Raw genomic sequence first — 20,460 nt, forward strand, 5'->3', positions numbered from 1 at the left:
GTTTGCCGCCGCGCCGGCCAAGCCTTAGCCCAGCGCGATGCTGGCCATCAGGGCTGTGAGTTCGGGGTATTCGCCGGCGGTGGGCAGCAGTTCCACGGCGATGCCGGGATGGCTGGCCTGGACTTGCGCGACCAGCCTCGGCAAGTCCTCCCGGGCATGTTTGCCCACGCCGAAGAACAGCGGAAACACCCTGATGGCGCGTGCGCCGCCGGCGGCGAGTTCCGCCGCGGCCTCAGGCAGGGTGGGTGGGCAAAGCTCCAGGTAGGCGCAGAGCACGGACGTGCCGGGCGCGCTGACGCGCACCTGCGCGGCCACAGCCTCTATGGGCGCGCGCCACAGCGGGTCGCGCGAGCCGTGGGCCAGCAGGATGATGCCGCGGGGCTGTGCTGCCGTGGTCGCCATCGCCATTCGTGTCTGTGCCTAGCGCCGCAGCACCAGCCAGCCGAAAGCGCCCAGCGAGACAGCCATGTAGAGCAGGCCGGGCGTGGCGGCCGCCAGCCAGGGCATCCAGTTGCGCAGGTTGCCGATGTAGCCGAACACGTTGTTGAGCAGGAAGAAGCTGATACCTATCATGACCCCGGCAAACACATAACCCGCGATGCCGCCGGAGCGAAAGTGCAGGTAGGCAAAGGGCAGGGCCAGGATCACCATCACCAGGCAGCTGAGCGGGTAGAACACCTTTTTCCAGAACTCGATTTCATAGCGCTGGGCCGTCTGGCCGTTGGCGTCCAGGTGGCGCACGTAGTTGAAGAGGTCTATGGTGCCCATGCGCTCGGGCTTGAGCAGCGCCACCGAGACCATTTCGGCGCTGATTTCAGTGGGCCAGCGGAAGGTCTCCAGCACCACCCGGTTGACCTTGGCGCTCTCCTGCGGCCTGGCGGCGCTGGGTGCGCCGCTGACCTCGAATTCCGCGCGCGTGGCCTGCTGCAGCTGCCAGGCATCGCCGGCGGCAAAGGTCGCCAGCGGCGCCTGGGTGGTGGAGACGATCAGCCCCTTGTTATTGAACTCAAACACCTGCACGCCCTGCATTTCGTTGTCGGGGGTGAGGGCTTTCACATTGACCACGTAGGTGTTGTAGGCCTGCTTTTCCTTGAGCCAGGCGCCGGTCTGGCCTATGGTGATCTTGCTCTGGTAGCGCGCCTTGAGCAGTTGCGCGGCTCGCTCGCTGGCGGGCGCCACGTAGTCGCCCACCACGAAGCTGAACACCACAAACAGCGCGCCCAGGACCAGCAGCAGCTTGAGCGCGCGCCAGGGGCCCAGGCCGCTGGTTCGCAAAATGGTGTATTCCGAACTTTGGGCCAGCCGCGCCATGACAAAAATCGTGCCTATCAGCACCGAAATGGGCAGCAGCTCGTAAAGGTGGTTGGGCACCAGCAGGCCCACATACAGCAGCGCATGGCGGATCTGGTAGATCTCGCCGGCGTTGATGCCGTTGCTTTTGCCGAGGTACTGCAGTTCATCGACCAGGTCGAAAAAGAAGAACAGGGCCAGAAAGCCCAGGGCCACCAGGGCGATGGCCGCCAGCACTTCCCCGTAAATCAGGCGGCGTATGGTTTTCATGCTTGCTGGCTTTCGGAGTTGCGCACGGCCATCGGCTGGCGCCGGATGCGCCGGGCGGGCCTGAGCACCCAGTTGAACTGCCGCTTGGACAGCCAGGCCAGGCCCAGCAGCAGCACGCCGCCGTGCAGGGCCAGCAGGAAGTTGCTGAAGCTGATGAGGCCCACAAAAATCCAGCTTTGCCCGAGGTTGACGAGGTTGTTGTAGACCACGAAGGTCAGCAGCACAAAAATCATGTTGCCGCTGCGCCCGCCGCGCGGGTTCACGCTGGCCAGGGCCACGGCCAGCACGACGAAGTTGATGGCTGCCAGCGCCAGCCCGATGCGCCAGGCCAGTTCGCTGAGGTTGCCGCGCGTGGGCGCCTTGATGAGCGAGCGGGTGGACAGCAGCTTGGCTTCGGGTGCGTTTTCAGCGAGTGGATTCGAGTCGCCGGTCTTGGTGCCGTATTCCTCGAAGTCGCTGATCTTGAGCGCCGGCTGGCCGATCACGTTTTCCAGGCGTTGCCCGTTCTCGAGCATGAGGAACTGGGCGTCGTTCAGCACCTCGATGCGGCCGGAACGCGCGGTGGTGATGGAGCTTTTGCCTTTTTCGGTGGCGGCGATGAACACATTGTTGCTGGCCCGCGCGCCCGCCAGTTCGCGGTCTATGAAGAACACCCGGTTGCCGCTGGAGGACTCCTGGAACTGGCCGGGGGCGATGCGGTCGATGTCGCCGCGTTGCTCGTAGCGGCTTTGCATGTCCTTGGTCTGCTGGTTGGTCCAGGGCCAGACAAACAGCGCCATCAGCGTGATCACCAGCAGCACCGGCCAGGAAAAACGGAAAAGCGGCCGCAGAAAACCGGCCAGCCCCTGGCCGCTGGTGAACCACACCACCATCTCGCTGTCGCGGTACATGCGCGAGAGGGTGCTGACCATGGCGATGAAGAGCGACAGCGTGAGGATGGTCGGCAGGCGGCCCAGCGCGGAGTAGGCCATGAAGAGCATCACGTCCTGCGGATTGATGAAACCGCGCGAGGCCTGGCCCAGCGTGCGGATCAGCACAATGGTCATCACGATGGTGACCAACACCACCAGCGTGGCCCCGAAACTGCGCGCCAGCTCTTTGCGAATCGAAGATTGGAATAACATTGACTGAAATATCTGCGTTTGTTTTATTTTTTGTTTTACTTTGGTTTAACCACCAGACCCTGAATTATGGACTTTGAACTCAAAACACTGACCCGCGCCCGCATTTGCAGTGAAAAAACCGACGCACTGCTTGTGCTGGTCCCCCAGGGCGGGGGCGTCGGCAGCGACCCGCTTTCGGCGCTCACGGCGCTGGCCATCAAGTCCGGCGACTTCGAGGCCAAGCCGGGCAAGCTGCTGGCCGCCTACCGGGCACCCGGCATCGCCGCCACGCGCCTGGTGCTGGCGGGGGTGGGTGATGCCAGCCCCAAAAATATCCGCACGGCCGTGGGCGCGGCCCTGGGTGCCGTGAAGAACGGCAACACGCAGCGCCTGGTGCTGTGCCTGGACCTGCTGGACGGGCTGCAGGCCGAGGCCGTTCGCGCCGCCGTGACGGCCTGTAGCGAAGTGGCTTACGTGTACACCACGACCAAATCCAAGGCCAGCCCTTCGAAGCTGCAGCGCGTGCTGCTGGCCGTGGGCGACGCCGCGAACGCCAAGGCGGCCAAGGCCGGCCTGGACAAGGGCGTGGCGCTGGTCAAAGGCCTGGAATTCGCCAAGGAATGGGCCAACCGGCCGTCCAACCACGCCACGCCGACCCTGCTGGCCGGCGCCGCCAGGGAGCTGGGCAAGCTGCGCAACATCAAGGTCGAGGTGCTGGGTCCCAAAGAGGTCGCCAAACTGGGCATGGGCTCCTTCATGGCCGTGGCCCAGGGCACGGCCGAGCCGCTGCGCTTCATCGTGCTGCGCTACGACGGCGCGGCCAGGTCTGCGGCGCCCGTGGTGCTGGTCGGCAAAGGCATCACTTTTGACACGGGCGGCATTTCCATCAAGCCCGCCGCCGAGATGGACGAGATGAAGTTCGACATGTGCGGCGCCGCGAGCGTGCTGGGCACCTTCCGGGCCCTGGCCGAACTGCAGCCCGCGCTCAATGTGGTGGGCCTGATCCCGGCCTGTGAAAACATGCCGGGCGGCCGCGCCATCAAGCCGGGCGACGTGGTCACCAGCATGAGCGGCCAGACCATAGAGATTCTGAATACCGACGCCGAGGGCCGCCTGGTGCTTTGCGATGCCTTGACCTACGCCGAGCGCTTCAAACCCAGGGCGGTGGTCGACATCGCCACGCTGACCGGCGCCTGCGTGATCGCGCTGGGCGGTGTGCGCAGCGGGATGTTCTCCACCGACGATGCCCTGGCCGAGGCGCTGGCGCAAGCCGGCGAATCGTCCATGGACCTGTGCTGGCGGATGCCGCTGGACGAGGACTACGCCGAAGGCCTGAAGACCAACTTTGCCGACGTCGCCAATGTGGCCGGCAGGGCCGGCGGCGCGATTACGGCCGCCAAGTTCCTCCAGCGCTTTGCGGCCAGCTTCCCCTGGGCGCACCTGGACATCGCCGGCACCGCCTGGAAAGGCGGCGCCGCCAAGGGGGCCACCGGCCGGCCCGTGCCGCTGCTGCTTGACTACCTGCTCGGCCAGGCGGCTGCGGCCAAGCCCAAGGCACCCGCCAAACCCAAGGCATCGGGCAAACCCAAGGCATCGGGCAAACCCAAGGCCGCCGCCAGAACACGGGCATGACCGAAATCGCTTTTCACTTCAACGTGCCCGACAAGCTGGCCTACAGCTGCCGGTTGCTACGAAAGGCTTACCTCAGCGGCGCGAGTGTGGTGGTGACGGGCGAGCCGGTGGTGTTGGCTGAGCTGGACCAGTTGATGTGGAGTTTTTCGCCGGCCGAGTTTGTGCCGCACTGCCGGGCCGGTTCGGCGCAAAGCACCTTGGCGGCCTCGCCCGTGGTGCTGGCCGAATCGCTGCAGGACTGCCCGCATTACGGCGTGCTGGTCAATCTGGGGCAGGGCATTCCGCCCGAGTTCGAGCGCTTTGAACGATTTATCGAAGTGGTGGCGCGTGAGGATGAAGACCGCCTCGCCGCGCGCAGCCGCTGGAAGCATTACACCGACAGGGGCTATGCGATGAAGCGGCATGACCTGGCCACGGCCGGGGAGGGCGCATGAACCGTCCGCCGCCCGCGCCGCCGCGCTTTGTGCCGACACTGACGGAAGTCGTGCGGCCCGTCGCCGCGCCCCTGCCGGCTTCGGGACCGGCCATCGCGGCACCCGCCTCGCCAGCGCAGCCGGCTGCGCTGGCGGCTTCACCGGACCTGCAGGAACAGATGGTGCAGCGCGTGCTGCAGCGTGTGGACCTGATGCTGGACCGGCGTCTGCGCGAGGTGGTGGGCCAGCTCATTCTTGAACAAACGCAAAGCCTGGCGCCGCGCCTTCGCGAGGAAATCGAGGACGTCGTTCGCCAGTCCGTGAGCCAGGCTTTCGCGAATGAAACCACGCCGCCTCCGGCCGGCGGATAGGTCGCCCAGGTGACTGTTTGTGCCCGCGTATTTTGCACTCGCGGCGCTATCGCGGGCGCTGCTGAAACACCCTCTCACATAAGCCGGGCTGCTCCCCGGGTAAACCCCCTTATCAGAAATTAACCTAGGGACGTTGCTATGGTGCGGGCCCGGAAATTGCGTTATGTTCGGCCCCGTTGAGTAAAAAAATTCGTTCTCAACCTTTAACGGTAATTTCCTAATCGGAGTGTTTTTTATGCAAATGAAATTAAAACTGACAGTAGTGGCCGCCCTCGCTGCGGTGGCAGGTTTTTCTTCTGCCCAAGACGCAGTCGTCAAAATCGGTCACGTGGCGCCGCTGTCCGGCTCGCAGGCCCATTACGGCAAAGACAATGAGAACGGCGTGCGCATGGCCATCGAAGACCTGAACGCGCAAAACGTGGTCATCGGCGGCAAGAAGGTCAAGTTTGAAATTGTTGCTGAAGATGATGCTGCTGATCCAAAACAGGGCACGGCAGCCGCACAAAAACTGTGCGACTCCAAAGTCGCTGGCGTAGTCGGTCACCTGAATTCCGGTACGACGATTCCCGCTTCCAAGGTCTACAACGACTGCGGCATTCCCCACGTCACGGGCGCTGCAACCAACCCCAACCTGACCAAGCCAGGCTACAAAACCACCTACCGCATCATCGCCAACGACAACGCCCTGGGCGCTGGCCTGGCTTTCTATGCCGCCGACGCACTGAAGCTCAAGAAGGTCGCCATCATCGACGACCGTACCGCTTACGGCCAAGGCGTTGCTGAAGTGTTCAAGAAGACGGCCCTGGCCAAAGGCATGACCGTCGTTGACGAACAGTTCACGACCGACAAAGCCACCGACTTCATGGCCATCCTGACCGCGGTCAAGGCCAAGGCTCCTGACGCCATCTTCTTCGGCGGCATGGACCCACAAGGCGGCCCCATGCTGCGCCAGATGGAACAGCTCGGCATGAGCAACGTCAAGTACTTCGGCGGTGACGGCATCTGCACGGCCGAACTGGCCAAGCTGGCAGCCGGCGCCAAGACCATCGGCAACGTGGTTTGCGCTGAAGGCGGCGCTTCCCTGGCAAAAATGCCCGGCGGCGAAGCCTGGAAAAAGCGTTACGACGCCAAGTACCCCAACCAGTTCCAGGTTTACAGCCCGTACACCTATGACGCGACTTTTGTCCTGGTTGACGCCATGAAGCGCGCCGGTTCCTGGGATCCAAAGGTTTACACCCCTGAACTGATCAAGACCAACTTCAAGGGCGTGACCACCACGATCTCTTTTGAACCCAATGGCGAACTGAAGAACCCCGCCATCACCCTGTACGTCTACAAGGACGGCAAGAAGTCCGCTCTGAACTGATCGTTCACCGCGAACCAAAAAAGCCACCGCAAGGTGGCTTTTTTTTGCCCGTTTTCCCGTGCGCCTTGCTGCTGCAGGCGGAGCAGGAAATCATGGAAACATTGTTCGCCAAAAGACAATGTCCTCCAACTCGTTGCGTTTGCCCGCCCAGAATGTTCCCAGGCAGGTTGTTGAACTTCCGGCAGGAAAAAGCCGGCGATGACCCGCCTGAAACGCACTCATTGGGTCAACCTTCTTCCTGGAGACATAAAAATGGCTAAACCGCAAACACGCCTGGAAAGTCAGGCTGCACCCGGCGTCATGAGCGCCGCGGCCGACGAGGTCGTGGTACTCACCGACATCCTGGGACGTAAACTGAAAATCAAGCCCATCGACATCCTTTACGAGAGCCAGCTCACCCGGATGTTCGGCACCGAGGCGGCAGCCAACCTGCCTTACATGATGGGTTTTGTGTATCCCGCCGCCTCCGTGTGCGAAATCGATGGGGTGGCTTATCCGCGCCCCACCAGCCAGCAGGAGGTCGACGAGGCGATCCAGCGTCTTGGCCGTGAGGGTTTTGCCGCGTTCCTGCAGCACATGCAATCGGAAATGGAAAAGCTCAAGCAGGTGGCCGAAAGCGGCGCGGAGCCAAAACCGGAATAGACCCAGGGCTTTGCAGTTGAGCCGGTATTCGGCGAAGCCAAATGAAAAACGGGGCGCGAGGCCCCGTTTTTACTGACTCATTGGCGGAAGAGGCGGGATTCGAACCCGCGGTAGGTTTAACCCTACGCACGCTTTCCAGGCGTGTGACTTAAACCACTCATCCACCCTTCCGCGAAGCCTTTGATTATAGCAGTGCCTCGGCCTGCCGGCTGAAAACGCGCCACAAATGCGCGTGCTAATGCACGGCGCCCTGGAAACGATGTTTTTCCAGCTGGGCCATGGTGACGAATTCCAGTGCTTTGCTGTGGGTGGATTCCAGCACGACGGGCGGCGCCAGGCCGGCCTCCAGCGCCTCCCGCCAACGATTGGCGCACAGGCACCAGCGATCGCCCGGCTTGAGCCCGGCAAAACGGTGAGCCGGCCGCGGTGTGCTCAGGTCATTGCCGCGCAAGGCGGAAAATGCCAGGAATTCGGTGGTCACCCGCACGCAGACCAGGTGGGAGCCGAGGTCCGAGGCGTCCGTGTTGCAGCAGCCGTCCCGGAAATAGCCGGTGAGCGGGTCGTAGGAGCAGGGCACAAGGTCCGTGCCCAGGACATTTTTTGCGGTCATGGCGTGTGTTCCCGGCAGGCCCGTGTCACGCCTTGTTGGCCTGCACCATTTTCATGGCCGAACCGATCAGGGCGCCGACTTCGGTCATGTTGCTGGGCACGATCAGGGTGGTGGTGGCGTCCTTGGCCACCTTGGAATAGGCGTCCACCGCCTGCTGGGCGACCTTGAGCTGCACGGCTTGCTCGCCGCCGGGCTGGCGGATGGCGGCCGCCACCATTTCGATGGCTTTCGCATTGGCATCGGCAACGGCCATGATGGCCGCCGCTTCGCCCTGGGCGTTGTTGATGGCGGCCAGTTTTTCGCCTTCGGAGCGGGCGATGAAGGCCTCGCGTTCACCGGTGGCGATGTTGATCTGTTCCTGGCGGCGGCCTTCCGATGCCGCGATCAGCGCGCGCTTTTCACGTTCGGCGGTGATCTGCGACTGCATGGCGTGCAGGATTTCCTTGGGCGGCGTCAAGTCCTTGATTTCATAGCGCAGGACTTTCACGCCCCAGTTCAGCGCCGCTTCGTCGATGGCGGCCACGACCTGCGCATTGATGATGTCGCGCTCTTCAAAGGTTTTGTCGAGCTCCAGCTTGCCGATGACGGAGCGCAGCGAGGTCTGGGCCAGCTGCGTGACGGCCACGATGTAGTTGGACGAGCCGTAGCTGGCGCGCATCGGGTCGGTCACCTGGAAGTACAGGATGCCGTCCACCTGCAGCTGGGTGTTGTCGCGCGTGATGCAAACCTGGCTGGGCACGTCCAGCGGGATTTCCTTGAGGCTGTGCTTGTAGGCGACGCGGTCGACAAAGGGAATCAGCCAGTTCAGGCCGGGAGTCAGGGTTCCCGCATATTTTCCCAGGCGTTCCTTGACCCAGGCGTTCTGCTGCGGTACGACCTTGATGGCGCGGATGACAAAGATCATCGCGACGATAAAAACGATAAGTGCTACATAAGACGACATGGTGATTCCCTCAGATTTTTTCTACGACCAGTTTGCTGCCAATGACTTCCCGGATACGGTGCAGGCCCGCGGATGGCGCTGCGCCGCCCGCCTGCACGACCGCCCACTGCGCGCCGCGGTAGCGCACCAGCGCCGTGCCGTCGGCTTGCCAGTCGTCGACCTGCACGGTTTCGCCGACATCCATGTTGACGTCCGGATTGGTTCCGGGCGGCAGGGCTTCGGGCCCCCGGCTCCGGACAAAATGGGCAATGCCGACGGTGGCCGAGCCCACCACGGCCGCGGTAACGAGCTGCACGGACGTTGAGGCGCCCAGGTGGGCGGCAATGGCCGCAGCCGCCAGCCCTATGGCCACCATCAGCAGGTAAAACGTTCCCGTCGCCAGCTCCACCGCGACCGCCACGCCGGCCAGCAGCCACCAGATCGTCGATTCACTCATGCTTCCTCCTTTTGTCGGTCATCCGCTACATTTTGGGGCAATTAGACCCCAAGACAAGCGTAGCGCAACAATATGTCCTTACACTTCGCTGCTTGGAAAAAGCTTCACTCCCGCCGCTCGGGCTCAACCTGTCTATGCCTTTTGAGCGTTCCCCATGCCCTCCGACAGGTTCAGGGCGCCCTTGAACTGCTCTCCCCGCCATGAAATTCCGCTTTCCCATCGTCATCATTGACGAAGATTTCCGTTCCGAAAACACCTCCGGCCTGGGTATTCGCGCGCTGGCGCAGGCCATCGAGAGCGAAGGCTTCGAGGTGCTGGGCGTCACCAGTTACGGCGACCTCTCGCAGTTCGCCCAGCAGCAAAGCCGGGCCAGCGCCTTTATCCTGTCGATCGACGATGAGGAGTTCTCACCGGGCCCCGACCTCGATCCCGCCGTGCTGAACCTGCGCACCTTCATCGAGGAGGTGCGCCGCAAGAACCTGGACGTGCCGATTTACGTCTATGGCGAGACCAAGACCTCGCGCCACATCCCCAACGACATCCTGCGCGAGCTGCACGGCTTCATCCACATGTTCGAGGACACGCCCGAGTTCGTCGCGCGCCACATCCTGCGCGAGGCCAAGAGCTACCTGGAAGGCGTGCAGCCGCCGTTTTTCAAGGCTTTGCTGGACTACGCCGAGGACGGCTCCTATTCCTGGCACTGTCCCGGCCATTCCGGCGGCGTGGCTTTTCTCAAAAGCCCGGTCGGGCAGATGTTCCACCAGTTTTTCGGCGAGAACATGCTGCGCGCCGACGTCTGCAACGCGGTGGAGGAACTCGGCCAGTTGCTGGACCACGACGGCGCGATAGGCGCCAGCGAGCGCAATGCGGCGCGCATTTTCAACGCCGACCACTGCTTCTTCGTGACCAACGGCACTTCCACCAGCAACAAGATGGTCTGGCACCACACGGTGGCGCCCGGCGACGTGGTGGTGGTCGACCGCAACTGCCACAAGTCCATCCTGCACTCCATCATCATGACCGGGGCAATCCCGGTGTTCCTGAAGCCGACGCGCAACCATTTCGGCATCATCGGCCCGATTCCGCAGAGCGAATTCGAGCCGGACGCCATCCGCGCCAAGATAGACGCCAACCCGTTGCTCAAGGGCGTGGACAGCAGCAAGGTCAGGCCGCGTGTGCTGACGCTGACGCAGTCGACCTATGACGGCGTGCTCTACAACACCGAAACCATCAAGGGCATGCTGGACGGCTACATCGACAACCTGCACTTTGACGAAGCCTGGCTGCCGCACGCCGCCTTCCACCCCTTCTACGGCGCTTACCACGCCATGGGCAAAAACCGCGTCCGGCCGAAAAATGCCGTGGTGTACGCCACGCAGTCCATCCACAAGCTGCTCGCCGGCATCAGCCAGGCCAGCCACGTGCTGGTGCAGGACTCGCAGGACGTGAAGCTCGACAGGCACCTCTTCAATGAGGCCTACCTGATGCACACCTCCACCTCGCCGCAGTACAGCATCATCGCCAGCTGCGATGTGGCCGCGGCCATGATGGAGCCACCCGGCGGCACCGCGCTGGTCGAGGAGAGCATCGCCGAATCACTGGACTTTCGCCGCGCCATGCGCAAGATCGACGAAGAGTACGGCGACGACTGGTGGTTCAAGGTCTGGGGGCCGGACAAGCTGGTCGAAGAGGGCATAGGCGAGGCCCAGGACTGGATCATCAAGGGCGAATCCCGCAGCGCCAAGATGGCGAAAAACGGCGCCAACAACTGGCACGGCTTCGGCCAGATGGCCACCGGCTTCAACATGCTGGACCCGATCAAGTCCACCATCGTCACGCCCGGCCTGGACCTGAACGGCAAGTTCGCCAAAACCGGCATCCCGGCCAGCATCGTGACCAAGTTCCTGGCCGAACACGGCGTGATCGTCGAAAAAACCGGCCTCTACAGCTTCTTCATCATGTTCACCATCGGCATCACCAAGGGCCGCTGGAACACGCTGCTGACGGCGCTGCAGCAGTTCAAGGACGACTACGACAAGAACCAGCCGATGTGGCGCATCCTGCCCGAGTTCTGCCAGAAGTACCCCAAGTACGAGCGCATGGGCCTGGCCGACCTGTGCCAGCACATCCACACCTTGTACGCCAAGTACGACATCGCGCGGCTGACGACCGAGGTCTACCTGAGTGACCTGGCACCCGCCATGAAGCCCAGCGACGCCTATGCCCACATCGCCCACCGTACGACGGAGCGCGTCGAGATCGACCAGCTGGAAGGCCGCATCACCGTGGGCCTGGTGACGCCTTACCCGCCAGGTATCCCGCTCTTGATTCCGGGTGAGGTGTTCAACAAGCGCATCGTGGACTACCTGAAGTTCTCGCGCGAATTCAACGCGCAGTGCCCGGGTTTCGAGACCGACATCCACGGCCTGGTGGAAGAGGTTGATGCCAAGGGCAAGACCCGTTATTACGCCGACTGCGTCAAGAAGTAGGCCCAAGCCGGCCCGGGCGCGCGGACGACGCCTGCCCCGGCTGCCTTAAACGGCGGCGTCCCGCACCCGCATGAAACTGGCAAAGCGCGGAATGCCGCTGTCGTTCAGGCCGCGGAAACGGTAGCTCACGGTGCTGCCCACGGGCGGCGGGTTCTGGCGCAGCTCGTCGCTCAGGCCGCTGCCCAGCTTGAAGCGACGGCCGGGCTTGCCGTCGGCGGCCGGCATCTCCACCAGCAGCGCGCCCACCATGCCCGCATATTTGCCCTGGCCTGGAATGTGCGCCACCACGCGGGCTTCGTCGTCTTCGTGCGGCTTGGCCTTGAGCAGGTCGTCGCTGCGCTGGCCCCTGTAAAGCGAGGCCCCGCGGTGCAGCATCAGGCCTTCGCCGCCGTGCTTGACGGTGGTGGCCAACAAAGCCTGCAGGGCCGCATGGCTGGCGACCTTGGATTGGGCCACGGCCTGTACCCAGGGCTGGTCGATGCGGCTCACCACGCCGTTCAGGGCCGGGATGCGCTCGTTGAAGCGGCCGCCCTGCGTGGGCAGGTCGAACACCATGAAGCGCATGGCCCGCCAGGCCGCCGGATCGGGGCTTTGCTGGCGCACCGTGGACATCGCGCGGGCGAACTGCCCGTGGCCCGCCCACAATTCGCCGTCCAGCGGCACCTTGGGCCAGCCCGCCGTGAACCAGGCCGGCGCCGCGATGCGTTCCCCGTTGCGCGTCAGCAGCTTTTCGCCGTCCCAGTAGCCGCGTATGCCGTCGTATTTTTCGCTGACCCAGTAGTCGGCCAGGGGGATGCCCGGGCGGTAGGCTTTGGCCAGCATGAGCTGCGGCGCCTCGGGAGCAGTCGCGGCGGCAAAGGCCGGGCCGGACAGGGTGGGCGTGAGCAGGCCTGCGACGACCAGCAGCAACTGGAGGGCTTTAAGGCGAAAAACCGCCGTGGAGGTTGAAATGTGGGAGGTGGGTGTTTGTGCTGGGTGCGGTGCCATGTTTCTTTGACTTTTGGCTGTATGAATGTACAGTCTATAGTCCCGTGCCGGGCGCGGCAAGCGTTGCTCCAGGAAACTGTCGAGGGCGCGCCACATGCGCCTGGTTCCCCCGCAAATCATTGAGAAAAAAGGATGCAAAAACATGACCCACCAAGGAAGCTGCCACTGCGGAAGGATTGCCTTTGAGGTCGAGGGCGAGCCCGCCAGCGCGCTGGCCTGCAACTGCTCCATGTGCTCGCGCAAGGGCTCGCTGCTCTGGTTTGTTCCGCGCGAGCAGTTGCGCCTGCTCACGCCCGACGAGAACGCCAGTACCTATCTGTTCAACAAGCACCTCATCCAGCACCGGTTTTGCCCCACCTGCGGCATCCACCCCTATGGCGAAGGCACGGGCCCGGACGGCAAGCGCATGGCCGCCATCAACCTGCGCTGCGTGCAGGATCTGGACCTCGCCGCCATCCCCGTCCAGCATTTCAACGGGCGGGCTGCATGACCCCCAGCGATATCGAATCCATAGAGCGGGCCACCCTGGCCGCGGTGTCTCCCGAAGCCGTCGAGGAATTCCAGGGCTGGCTGCTGCCTTTTGACGGTGGCACGGTCAGCCGGGCCCACAGCGCCGTGCCGCTGCGCCATGTGCCGGCGGGCGTGGGCATGGTCGAGCAGATAGAAGCGCGCTACCGGGCGCGCGGCCTGCGCACGGTGTTCCGTCTGGCCAATGAGGGCTGCTTCGACGGCCTGCGGCAGGAACTGGCGCGGCGCGGCTACCAATCGGGAAAGCCGGTGCTGGTTCAGGTGGCGCCGGTGCAGGCCATGCGCGCGGCCAGTGCGGCAGCGCCGGCCGAAACCGCCGATGTGCCCGATGCGGCCTGGGCCGCGCTGTTCCTGGCCGAAGGTTTTGACCCGGTAGACGGCGCGAGCCGCGTCAAGGCCTTGAGCCGCGCCCGCGGTTCGGTCTATGCCAGCGTGCGCGAAAACGGCAAAACCGTGGCGGCGGGCGCCGGCGCCTTCAGCCATGGCTGGTCCAGCGTGCACGGCATGCGCACCGACCAGGCCTGCAGGGGCAGGGGACTGGCCGGGCGCGTGCTGGCCGGCATCGCCGCCGTGGCCGAACAGCGCGGCATCGCGCGGGCTTTTTTGCAGGTGGAAGACGTCAATGCCCCGGCGCTGGCGCTGTACCGGCGCGCGGGTTTTGAGACCGTCTGGAGTTACGACTACTGGCGGCAACCGTAGGTGGCTGCCCAGGCTCAGGCCGCTTCGGCCGGCTCGGCGATGCCGCCCACGACGTGGCTGAAACCGCCGTCGACATAAGTGATCTCGGCGCTCACGCCGCCGGCCAGGTCGCTCAGCAGGAAAGCCGCCACATTGCCCACGTCCTCGATCGTCACGTTGCGGCGAATCGGGGAGGCTTCGGCGACCACGCTCAGAATCTTGCCGAAGCCCTTGATGCCGCTGGCGGCCAGGGTCTTGATGGGGCCGGCGCTGATGCCGTTAACGCGCATGCCCTTGGGGCCCAGCGATTCGGCCAGGTAGCGTACCGAGGCTTCCAGGCTGGCCTTGGCCAGGCCCATGGTGTTGTAGTTGGGCACGGTGCGCACTGCGCCCAGGTAGGTCAGCGTGAGCAGCGCCGATTTCGGGTTCAGGTAGGGCAGGGCCGCCTTGGCCATGGCCGGAAAGCTGTAGGCGCTGATGTCGTGGGCGATCTTGAAGCCCTCGCGCGACAGGCCGTCGAGGAAGTCGCCGGCAATCGCCTCGCGCGGCGCATAGCCTATGCTGTGCACAAAGCCGTCAAACGTCGGCCATGTCTGGGACAGGTCGGAAAACAGCTTGGCAATCTGCGCGTCGTCGCCCACGTCGCAGTCAAAAATCAGTTTCGAATCGAAATCGGCGGCGAATTCCGTGATGCGGTCCTTGAAACGCTCCCCGACGTAGCTGAAGGCCAGTTCGGCGCCCTGGGCGTGGCAGGCCTTGGCGATGCCGTAGGCGATGGAGCGGTTGGACAGCACGCCCGTGATCAACAGTTTTTTGCCAGTGAGGAATCCGGTGTGTGTCGCCATGCAGGTGCTCCAGTAAATGTGCGGAAGATATGCCGGCAAGGGGCGCGAGATTCGCGCGCCGGAAATTTGCCGACCTAAGTAGGGCAGAATTGTCGCATGCGAAGTTTGCTGGTCTGGCTCCTGCTGGTAGTTTCTGCGCCGTCATGGGCCGCGCACGGTTACGCGCTCTGGGGCGATCTCAAGTACCCCGCGGGTTTTACCCATTTCGACTACGTCAATCCCGTGGCGCCCAAAGGCGGCGAGCTGCGACTGGTCAGCAACCTGCGTTATTCGACCTTCGACAAATACAACCCTTTCACGATCAAGGGCTCGGCACCCGCCTATCTGTCGGTACTGATGTTCGATTCGCTGCTGGCCGGCTCCATGGACGAAACCGCCGCGGGCTATGGCCTGCTGGCAGAGGACGTGCAGGTGGCACCCGACCGGCTGAGCGTGGTGTTCCGCCTGCGCCCGCAGGCGAAGTTCCACAATGGGATGCCGGTGGAGGCCGCGGACGTCAAGCATAGCTACGACACGCTGATGGGCCCCTACACCTCACCCGGCTACAAGACCGCGTTGGAGGATGTGGCGGGCTGCGACGTGATCGACGCGCGCACCGTGCGTTTCCGGTTCAAGAAGCCCAACCGCGAATTGCCCCTGACCGTGGGTGGCCTGCCGGTGTTCAGCCGTGTCTGGGGCATGGTGGGCGGCAAGCCCAAGCGCTTCGACGAAGTTGTGATGGACATACCCATAGGCAGCGGGCCCTACAAGATCGGCCCGGTGCGTTTCGGCAAGGACATCACTTATGTGCGCGACCCCGACTACTGGGCCCGTGATTTGAACGTGCGGCGCGGCGGCTATAACTTCGATCGCATCACCGTGAAGATCTACAAGGACAACACGGCGCGGCTGGAGGCCCTGAAGGCGGCCGAGTTCGACATGATGAGCTTCTACTCGGCCGGCGACTGGGCGCGCCGCGTGACGGGCAAGCGCTTTGATTCGGGTGAGCTGGTCAAGCAGGATTTCCCGCACCGCCAGCCGGCCGGGTTCCAGAGCTATGTGCTCAACAGCCGCAAGCCCATGCTGTCCGACCCGCGTGTACGCGAGGCTCTCGGCCTGGCGCTGGACTATGAGTGGATGAACCGGCAGATGTTCTACAACGGCTATCCGCGCGTGATGGATCTGTTCGGCAACACGGACTGCGCCGCAACCGGCCAGCCGTCTCCGGAGGAACTGGCCCTGCTGGAGCCCTTGCGCGCCAAGGTGCCCGCCGCGGTCTTCGGGCCCATGTACCAGCCGCCCAGGACGACCGGTGAAGGCCAGTCGCTGCGCAACAACCTGCGCAAGGCGCAGGCCCTGCTCAAGGATGCCGGCTGGACCTACCGCGACGGCGCGCTGCGCAACGCCAAGGGCGACGCCATGGTGCTCGACTATCTGGACAGCCGCGACACGGGCGTGCGCACGATCGCGCCCTGGATGCGCAACCTGGAAAAGCTGGGTATCACGCTGCGCTTCTCGCCGGTGGACTTTGCGCTCTACCAGCAGCGACTGGACAAATTCGAGTTCGACATCACGACCATCAACTTCCCGGGCACGCACGACCCGGGCCAGCAACTGAGCGACATTTTCGGCAGCAAGGCGGCCGACACCGAAAGCTCGGGCAATTACTTTGGCGTCAAGAGCCCGGCCGTGGACGCGCTGGTCACCGCGGCGGTCGGCGCCAGGACCAAGGCTGAGCTGATCCCGGCCTGCCGGGCGCTGGACCGCGTGATCATGCACAGCCACTACCTGATCCCCCAGTGGACGCTGACCTCGCACCGCGTCGCCTACAACGCCTGGCGGCTGGGCTTCAAACCGCCGATGCCGCCTTATGCCGGGGCGGAAGACTGGGTCATGCTGGCCTGGTGGGCCAAACCCGTGCCCCAAGGAAAGTAGCCAGATGTTCGCCTACGCCCTCAAACGCCTGCTGCTGATGATTCCCACCTTGCTGGGCGTGCTGCTGATCACCTTTGCCGTGATCCAGTTCGTGCCCGGCGGGCCGGTGGAGCAATACTTGTCGGACGCCAAAGGCGGCTTCGGCGGTGTGGAGTCGGGCGGCTCCAGCTACCGGGGCAACCAGGGCGTGGACCCCAAGCGCCTGGAGGCGATCAAGGCCTTATACGGTTTCGACAAGCCGGCCCATGAGCGGCTGGTGCAGATGCTGGGCCAGTTCGCGCGCTTCGACCTGGGCAAGAGCTTTTTCCAGAACAAGGACGTGTGGACGCTGATCCTGGAGAAGCTGCCGGTGTCCATCAGCCTGGGGCTGTGGACTTTTTTCATCAGTTACGGCGTCGCCGTGCCCTTGGGCGTGGCCAAGGCAGTCAGGGCGGGGAGCAAGTTCGACCTGATCACCACCTTGCTGATCCTGGTGGGCTATGCCATTCCGGGTTTTGTGCTGGGCGTTGTGTTGCTTGTGATCTTTGGCGGCCAGCTGCAGTGGTTTCCCTTGCGCGGGCTGACCTCGCCGAACTGGGACGAACTGAGCGTGGGCGCGAAGATCGTGGACTACCTCTGGCACATCACCCTGCCGGTGACCGCCATGGTATTCGGCAGCTTCGCGGTGACGGCCATGCTGACCAAGAACTCGTTCCTGGAAGAGATTCGCAAGCAATATGTGCTGACCGCGCGCGCCAAGGGTCTGGCCGAAAACCGTGTGCTCTGGAAACACGTGTTCCGCAATGCGCTGATTCCCATCATCACCGGTTTTCCGGGCGCGTTCATCGGCGCGTTCTTCACGGGGTCGCTGCTGATCGAGACGCTGTTCTCCCTGGACGGCCTGGGCCTGCTCAGCTACGAGAGCGTGATCCGGCGCGACTATCCCGTGGTGCTCGGAACGCTCTACCTGTTCACATTGATCGGGCTTTTAACCAAACTGGTCAGCGACCTCTCTTACGTACTGGTGGATCCACGTGTCAAATTCGACTAGCAATGGCGCCCCTGCGCCGGCGGCCGACGCCGCGTCGGCGCTCCACATCAGCCCCGCCCGCCGCGCCTGGCGGCGATTTCGCCGCAATCCGCTGGGTTTCTGGAGCTTGGTGATCTTCTGTGTGATGGTGGTGCTCAGCCTGTTCGCCGAAGTCATCTCCAACGACCGTCCGCTGGTCGTGCGCTACGAGGGCACCCTTTATTTCCCCATCGTCAAGGATTACTCCGAGCAGACCTTCGGTGGCGATTTCCCCACGCCCGCGGACTACCTGGACCCTTTCATCCGCGACCGCATCACTGCCGGCGCCAACTGGGCGATATATGCACCCAATCCTTACGGCCCCAAAACCCTGAACTACTTCGCCAAGTCCCCCAGTCCGGCCGCGCCCACGCGCGACAACTGGTTCGGCACCGACGACCGGGGGCGCGACCTGCTGGCGCAACTGATCTACGGATTTCGCGTCAGTGTCCTTTTCGGTCTGGCGCTGACCGTGATCGGCACGGCGTTGGGCATCCTGGCGGGTGCGGTACAAGGGTATTTCGCGGGTAAAACCGACCTGGTGATGCAGCGCCTGATCGAGATCTGGACTGCGATGCCCGAACTTTATTTGCTCATCATCTTCAGTGCCATTTTCGCGCCCAGCATCGCGCTGCTGCTAATCCTGTTGTCGGTGTTCGGCTGGATGGGTCTGGCCGATTACGTGCGCGCGGAGTTCCTGCGCAACCGCCAGATGGACTATGTGCGGGCGGCCAGGGCCCTGGGCGTCAGCAATTTGCAGATCATGTGGCGGCACATCCTGCCCAACAGCATGACGCCAGTCGTGACCTTCCTGCCGTTTCGCATGAGCGGTTCCATCCTGGCGTTGACCTCGCTGGACTTCCTGGGCCTGGGTGTGCCGCCCGGTACGCCTTCGCTCGGCGAACTGCTGTCGCAGGGCAAGAACAACATAGACGCCTGGTGGATTTCACTGTCCACCTTCTTGGTGCTGGTCATGACATTGCTGCTGCTCACCTTCATGGGCGATGCTTTGCGCGACGCCATGGACCCCAGGAAGGCCGACTGATGGGCGCGCCGCTGCTTGACGTCCAGAACCTGCGGATCTCGTTTGCGGGCAAATCCGTGGTCCATGGCATTGATTTCTCCATCGCCCCCGGCGAAAAGCTGGCGCTGGTGGGCGAGTCCGGCTCGGGCAAGACCGTGACCGCGCTCAGCCTGTTGAGGCTGGCGCAGAATGCCGCGGTGAGCGGGAAAGCCGTTTTCGCCGGTGTGGATGCGGCCGAACGCACGGCCAGCGGGGCGCCGCCCAAGGCTCCCGTCGATTTGCTGTCCCTGCCGGAGTCCTCCCTGCGTGGGATTCGCGGCCGCGACATCGCCATGATCTTCCAGGAGCCCATGACGGCGCTCAACCCGCTCTACAGCGTGGGCGACCAGATTGCCGAAGTGCTGGAACTCCACAAAAGCCTGTCCCGCGCCGAAGCCATGCAAGGCGCCATCCAGCTGCTGGCCGACACCGGCATTCCCGAGCCCGCGCGCCGCGCCATGGCTTTTCCGCACCAGCTCTCGGGCGGGCAGCGGCAGCGGGCCATGATCGCCATGGCGCTCGCCTGCCAACCCGGGCTGCTGCTGGCCGACGAGCCCACCACGGCGCTGGACGTCACCCTGCGCGGCCAGATCCTGGACCTGCTGGGCGATCTGCAGCAGCGCAACGGCATGGCCGTGCTGCTGATCACCCACGACCTCAATCTGGTGCGCAGGTTCGCCGACCGGGTCGCGGTGATGGAAAACGGCCGCATCGTGGAGCAGGGTGTCGTGGCCGAGGTCTTCGCCCGGCCGCAGCACCCCTATACCCGCAAGCTGATCGACAGCAAGCCGCGGCGCGACGGGCTGGCGGCGGCCAGTGCCGCGGCGGATGCCGCCATCACGATGAAGGCCCAAGGGCTGCGCGTGAGCTATCCGGTGCCGCTTCCCGGCATACGAGGTTGGTTCCGACGCGGTGAGTTTGTGGCGGTGAAAGAAGCCAGCTTCCAGATTCCGGCCGGCAGAACCTTGGGCGTGATTGGCGAGTCGGGCTCCGGCAAGTCCACCCTGGCGCTGGCCAGCTTGGGGCTGCTGCCCTTCTCAGGGCAGTTGCAGGCGGCCGGCCAGGTATGGGGCCGCGAGGCCGCGCGTGACAAAACCATGCGCCGCGCGGTCCAGGTGGTGTTCCAGGATCCGTTTTCCTCGCTGTCGCCGCGCATGAGCGTCGAAGCCATCGTGGAGGAGGGCCTGCGTGTGCACGAGCCCGATCTGGCGCCTTCCGTCCGGCGCGAGCGGGCCATACAGGCGCTGGCCGATGTCGGCATGACCGAAGCCCAGTTTCCGGGCCTGCTGCAGCGTTACCCGCACGAGTTTTCGGGCGGACAGCGCCAGCGCCTGGCGATTGCCCGGGCGCTCATCATCAACCCCAGCCTGCTGGTGCTGGACGAACCGACCAGCGCACTGGACGTGACCATCCAGAAGCAGGTGCTGGGCCTGCTGCAAAAACTCCAGCGCGAGCGCAGCCTCAGCTATTTGCTGATCACGCACGACGTGGACGTGATACGCGCCATGGCGCATGAGGTCATGGTGATGAAGGACGGCGATGTGCTGGAATCCGGCTCGCTCAGCGAGGTGCTGGATTCGCCGCGTCATCCCTATACGCGTGTACTTGTGACGGCCGCATAAGACCGTCAGTCTTCAAGTCTTACTTCAAATTATCAAAAAATCCCTATGATTTCATTGGAGATTTTGATGTTGACCTGTGGGCGTCGTTGAAAAACAATGTGCGGCGCCCATCTTTGTTGCTACCGGTCCCGCCACAAGCTGGCGATCAATGAATGACGGTGTGATGGCTTGACAAAAAGGGTTAGGGCGGGCTGCTCCCGCCGGAGTTTT

At 63.8% G+C, this 20,460-nt stretch carries 20 protein-coding genes and 1 tRNA gene; 12 read left to right on the plus strand and 9 right to left on the minus strand.

Features of this window, described 5'->3' with window-relative positions:
- Positions 1-24: 24 nt before the first annotated feature.
- From PMI15_RS06315 to lptF, 3 genes are read right to left on the minus strand one after another with little or no spacing between them, the layout of a single operon-like run.
- A complete protein-coding gene (locus PMI15_RS06315; protein ID WP_007865320.1) occupies positions 25-408 on the minus strand; it encodes a sirohydrochlorin chelatase in 384 nt (127 codons plus the stop codon).
- Positions 409-420: 12 nt separating this feature from the next.
- Entirely contained in the window at positions 421-1,560 is a 1,140-nt protein-coding gene (gene lptG, locus PMI15_RS06320; protein ID WP_007865323.1) for an LPS export ABC transporter permease LptG, read from the minus strand.
- Positions 1,557-2,684 carry an LPS export ABC transporter permease LptF gene (gene lptF / locus PMI15_RS06325; RefSeq protein ID WP_007865325.1) on the minus strand — a complete coding sequence of 376 codons (1,128 nt, stop codon included), beginning with the start codon at positions 2,682-2,684 and terminating at the stop codon, positions 1,557-1,559. The genes lptG and lptF overlap by 4 nt, the downstream gene beginning before the upstream one ends.
- 66 nt (positions 2,685-2,750) lie before the next feature.
- Here lptF and PMI15_RS06330 point away from each other — a divergent pair, with 66 nt between their 5' ends.
- The 5 genes from PMI15_RS06330 to PMI15_RS06350 all read left to right on the plus strand — a co-directional run bounded on the left by PMI15_RS06330 (position 2,751) and on the right by PMI15_RS06350 (position 7,087).
- On the plus strand, positions 2,751-4,295 hold the full coding sequence (locus PMI15_RS06330) for a leucyl aminopeptidase (protein WP_007865329.1): 1,545 nt from the start codon (positions 2,751-2,753) through the stop codon (positions 4,293-4,295).
- A complete protein-coding gene (locus PMI15_RS06335) occupies positions 4,292-4,729 on the plus strand; it encodes a DNA polymerase III subunit chi (RefSeq protein ID WP_007865332.1) in 438 nt (145 codons plus the stop codon). The genes PMI15_RS06330 and PMI15_RS06335 overlap by 4 nt, the downstream gene beginning before the upstream one ends.
- Positions 4,726-5,079 (plus strand): hypothetical protein, encoded by a 354-nt coding sequence (locus PMI15_RS06340; protein ID WP_007865333.1) that lies wholly within the window; start codon positions 4,726-4,728, stop codon positions 5,077-5,079. The genes PMI15_RS06335 and PMI15_RS06340 overlap by 4 nt, the downstream gene beginning before the upstream one ends.
- Positions 5,080-5,314: 235 nt before the next feature.
- Entirely contained in the window at positions 5,315-6,445 is a 1,131-nt protein-coding gene (locus tag PMI15_RS06345) for a branched-chain amino acid ABC transporter substrate-binding protein (RefSeq protein ID WP_007865335.1), read from the plus strand.
- A gap of 252 nt (positions 6,446-6,697) precedes the next feature.
- Positions 6,698-7,087 carry a hypothetical protein gene (locus PMI15_RS06350; RefSeq protein ID WP_007865337.1) on the plus strand — a complete coding sequence of 130 codons (390 nt, stop codon included), beginning with the start codon at positions 6,698-6,700 and terminating at the stop codon, positions 7,085-7,087.
- An 81-nt stretch (positions 7,088-7,168) separates the two neighbouring features.
- Here the strand turns inward: PMI15_RS06350 and PMI15_RS06355 are convergent.
- The 4 genes from PMI15_RS06355 to PMI15_RS06370 form a co-directional block, all read right to left on the minus strand.
- Positions 7,169-7,258, minus strand: a tRNA-Ser gene (locus PMI15_RS06355).
- Between the two features lie 64 nt (positions 7,259-7,322).
- Entirely contained in the window at positions 7,323-7,697 is a 375-nt protein-coding gene (locus PMI15_RS06360; RefSeq protein WP_007865338.1) for a DUF2237 family protein, read from the minus strand.
- 25 nt (positions 7,698-7,722) lie between these two features.
- Positions 7,723-8,640 carry an SPFH domain-containing protein gene (locus PMI15_RS06365; protein WP_007865341.1) on the minus strand — a complete coding sequence of 306 codons (918 nt, stop codon included), beginning with the start codon at positions 8,638-8,640 and terminating at the stop codon, positions 7,723-7,725.
- A 10-nt stretch (positions 8,641-8,650) separates the two neighbouring features.
- The gene (locus PMI15_RS06370; protein ID WP_007865345.1) at positions 8,651-9,076 is read right to left on the minus strand and encodes an NfeD family protein; all 426 of its coding nucleotides are present in this window, start codon (positions 9,074-9,076) and stop codon (positions 8,651-8,653) included.
- 200 nt (positions 9,077-9,276) lie between these two features.
- Here PMI15_RS06370 and PMI15_RS06375 point away from each other — a divergent pair, with 200 nt between their 5' ends.
- The gene (locus tag PMI15_RS06375) at positions 9,277-11,565 is read left to right on the plus strand and encodes an arginine/lysine/ornithine decarboxylase (protein ID WP_007865348.1); all 2,289 of its coding nucleotides are present in this window, start codon (positions 9,277-9,279) and stop codon (positions 11,563-11,565) included.
- 45 nt (positions 11,566-11,610) lie between these two features.
- On the opposite strand, the gene PMI15_RS06380 is transcribed toward PMI15_RS06375, so the two are convergent.
- On the minus strand, positions 11,611-12,552 hold the full coding sequence (locus tag PMI15_RS06380) for a DNA ligase (RefSeq protein ID WP_157214551.1): 942 nt from the start codon (positions 12,550-12,552) through the stop codon (positions 11,611-11,613).
- A gap of 142 nt (positions 12,553-12,694) precedes the next feature.
- Between PMI15_RS06380 and PMI15_RS06385 the strand changes: the two genes are divergently transcribed.
- Positions 12,695-13,042: a GFA family protein gene (locus PMI15_RS06385; protein WP_007865354.1), complete on the plus strand. Its 348-nt coding sequence runs from the start codon at positions 12,695-12,697 to the stop codon at positions 13,040-13,042.
- Positions 13,039-13,779, plus strand: a complete 741-nt coding sequence (locus tag PMI15_RS06390) for a GNAT family N-acetyltransferase (protein ID WP_007865357.1) — start codon at positions 13,039-13,041, stop codon at positions 13,777-13,779. Before PMI15_RS06385 ends, PMI15_RS06390 begins: the two co-directional genes overlap by 4 nt.
- A gap of 14 nt (positions 13,780-13,793) precedes the next feature.
- On the opposite strand, the gene fabI is transcribed toward PMI15_RS06390, so the two are convergent.
- Positions 13,794-14,603, minus strand: a complete 810-nt coding sequence (gene fabI / locus PMI15_RS06395; RefSeq protein WP_007865360.1) for an enoyl-ACP reductase FabI — start codon at positions 14,601-14,603, stop codon at positions 13,794-13,796.
- Positions 14,604-14,699: 96 nt separating this feature from the next.
- Here fabI and PMI15_RS06400 point away from each other — a divergent pair, with 96 nt between their 5' ends.
- From PMI15_RS06400 to PMI15_RS06415, 4 genes are read left to right on the plus strand one after another with little or no spacing between them, the layout of a single operon-like run.
- Positions 14,700-16,517, plus strand: a complete 1,818-nt coding sequence (locus PMI15_RS06400; RefSeq protein WP_007865366.1) for an extracellular solute-binding protein — start codon at positions 14,700-14,702, stop codon at positions 16,515-16,517.
- A gap of 4 nt (positions 16,518-16,521) precedes the next feature.
- Positions 16,522-17,547, plus strand: a complete 1,026-nt coding sequence (locus PMI15_RS06405) for a microcin C ABC transporter permease YejB (RefSeq protein ID WP_007865371.1) — start codon at positions 16,522-16,524, stop codon at positions 17,545-17,547.
- Between the two features lie 46 nt (positions 17,548-17,593).
- Positions 17,594-18,610, plus strand: a complete 1,017-nt coding sequence (locus PMI15_RS06410) for an ABC transporter permease (RefSeq protein ID WP_238541085.1) — start codon at positions 17,594-17,596, stop codon at positions 18,608-18,610.
- Complete coding sequence (locus tag PMI15_RS06415; RefSeq protein WP_007865389.1) at positions 18,610-20,250, plus strand: ABC transporter ATP-binding protein; 1,641 nt, start codon at positions 18,610-18,612, stop codon at positions 20,248-20,250. The genes PMI15_RS06410 and PMI15_RS06415 overlap by 1 nt, the downstream gene beginning before the upstream one ends.
- Positions 20,251-20,460: the final 210 nt, after the last annotated feature.

It is taken from the genome of Polaromonas sp. CF318 (assembly GCF_000282655.1).
Taxonomy (GTDB): domain Bacteria; phylum Pseudomonadota; class Gammaproteobacteria; order Burkholderiales; family Burkholderiaceae_C; genus Polaromonas.

Coding starts and splice junctions, on each gene's coding strand:
- PMI15_RS06315 (WP_007865320.1), bottom strand. CDS start 408: ATGGCGATGGCGACCACGGCAGCACAGCCCCGCGGCATCATCCTGCTG.
- lptG (WP_007865323.1), bottom strand. CDS start 1,560: ATGAAAACCATACGCCGCCTGATTTACGGGGAAGTGCTGGCGGCCATC.
- lptF (WP_007865325.1), bottom strand. CDS start 2,684: ATGTTATTCCAATCTTCGATTCGCAAAGAGCTGGCGCGCAGTTTCGGG.
- PMI15_RS06330 (WP_007865329.1), top strand. CDS start 2,751: ATGGACTTTGAACTCAAAACACTGACCCGCGCCCGCATTTGCAGTGAA.
- PMI15_RS06335 (WP_007865332.1), top strand. CDS start 4,292: ATGACCGAAATCGCTTTTCACTTCAACGTGCCCGACAAGCTGGCCTAC.
- PMI15_RS06340 (WP_007865333.1), top strand. CDS start 4,726: ATGAACCGTCCGCCGCCCGCGCCGCCGCGCTTTGTGCCGACACTGACG.
- PMI15_RS06345 (WP_007865335.1), top strand. CDS start 5,315: ATGCAAATGAAATTAAAACTGACAGTAGTGGCCGCCCTCGCTGCGGTG.
- PMI15_RS06350 (WP_007865337.1), top strand. CDS start 6,698: ATGGCTAAACCGCAAACACGCCTGGAAAGTCAGGCTGCACCCGGCGTC.
- PMI15_RS06360 (WP_007865338.1), bottom strand. CDS start 7,697: ATGACCGCAAAAAATGTCCTGGGCACGGACCTTGTGCCCTGCTCCTAC.
- PMI15_RS06365 (WP_007865341.1), bottom strand. CDS start 8,640: ATGTCGTCTTATGTAGCACTTATCGTTTTTATCGTCGCGATGATCTTT.
- PMI15_RS06370 (WP_007865345.1), bottom strand. CDS start 9,076: ATGAGTGAATCGACGATCTGGTGGCTGCTGGCCGGCGTGGCGGTCGCG.
- PMI15_RS06375 (WP_007865348.1), top strand. CDS start 9,277: ATGAAATTCCGCTTTCCCATCGTCATCATTGACGAAGATTTCCGTTCC.
- PMI15_RS06380 (WP_157214551.1), bottom strand. CDS start 12,552: ATGGCACCGCACCCAGCACAAACACCCACCTCCCACATTTCAACCTCC.
- PMI15_RS06385 (WP_007865354.1), top strand. CDS start 12,695: ATGACCCACCAAGGAAGCTGCCACTGCGGAAGGATTGCCTTTGAGGTC.
- PMI15_RS06390 (WP_007865357.1), top strand. CDS start 13,039: ATGACCCCCAGCGATATCGAATCCATAGAGCGGGCCACCCTGGCCGCG.
- fabI (WP_007865360.1), bottom strand. CDS start 14,603: ATGGCGACACACACCGGATTCCTCACTGGCAAAAAACTGTTGATCACG.
- PMI15_RS06400 (WP_007865366.1), top strand. CDS start 14,700: ATGCGAAGTTTGCTGGTCTGGCTCCTGCTGGTAGTTTCTGCGCCGTCA.
- PMI15_RS06405 (WP_007865371.1), top strand. CDS start 16,522: ATGTTCGCCTACGCCCTCAAACGCCTGCTGCTGATGATTCCCACCTTG.
- PMI15_RS06415 (WP_007865389.1), top strand. CDS start 18,610: ATGGGCGCGCCGCTGCTTGACGTCCAGAACCTGCGGATCTCGTTTGCG.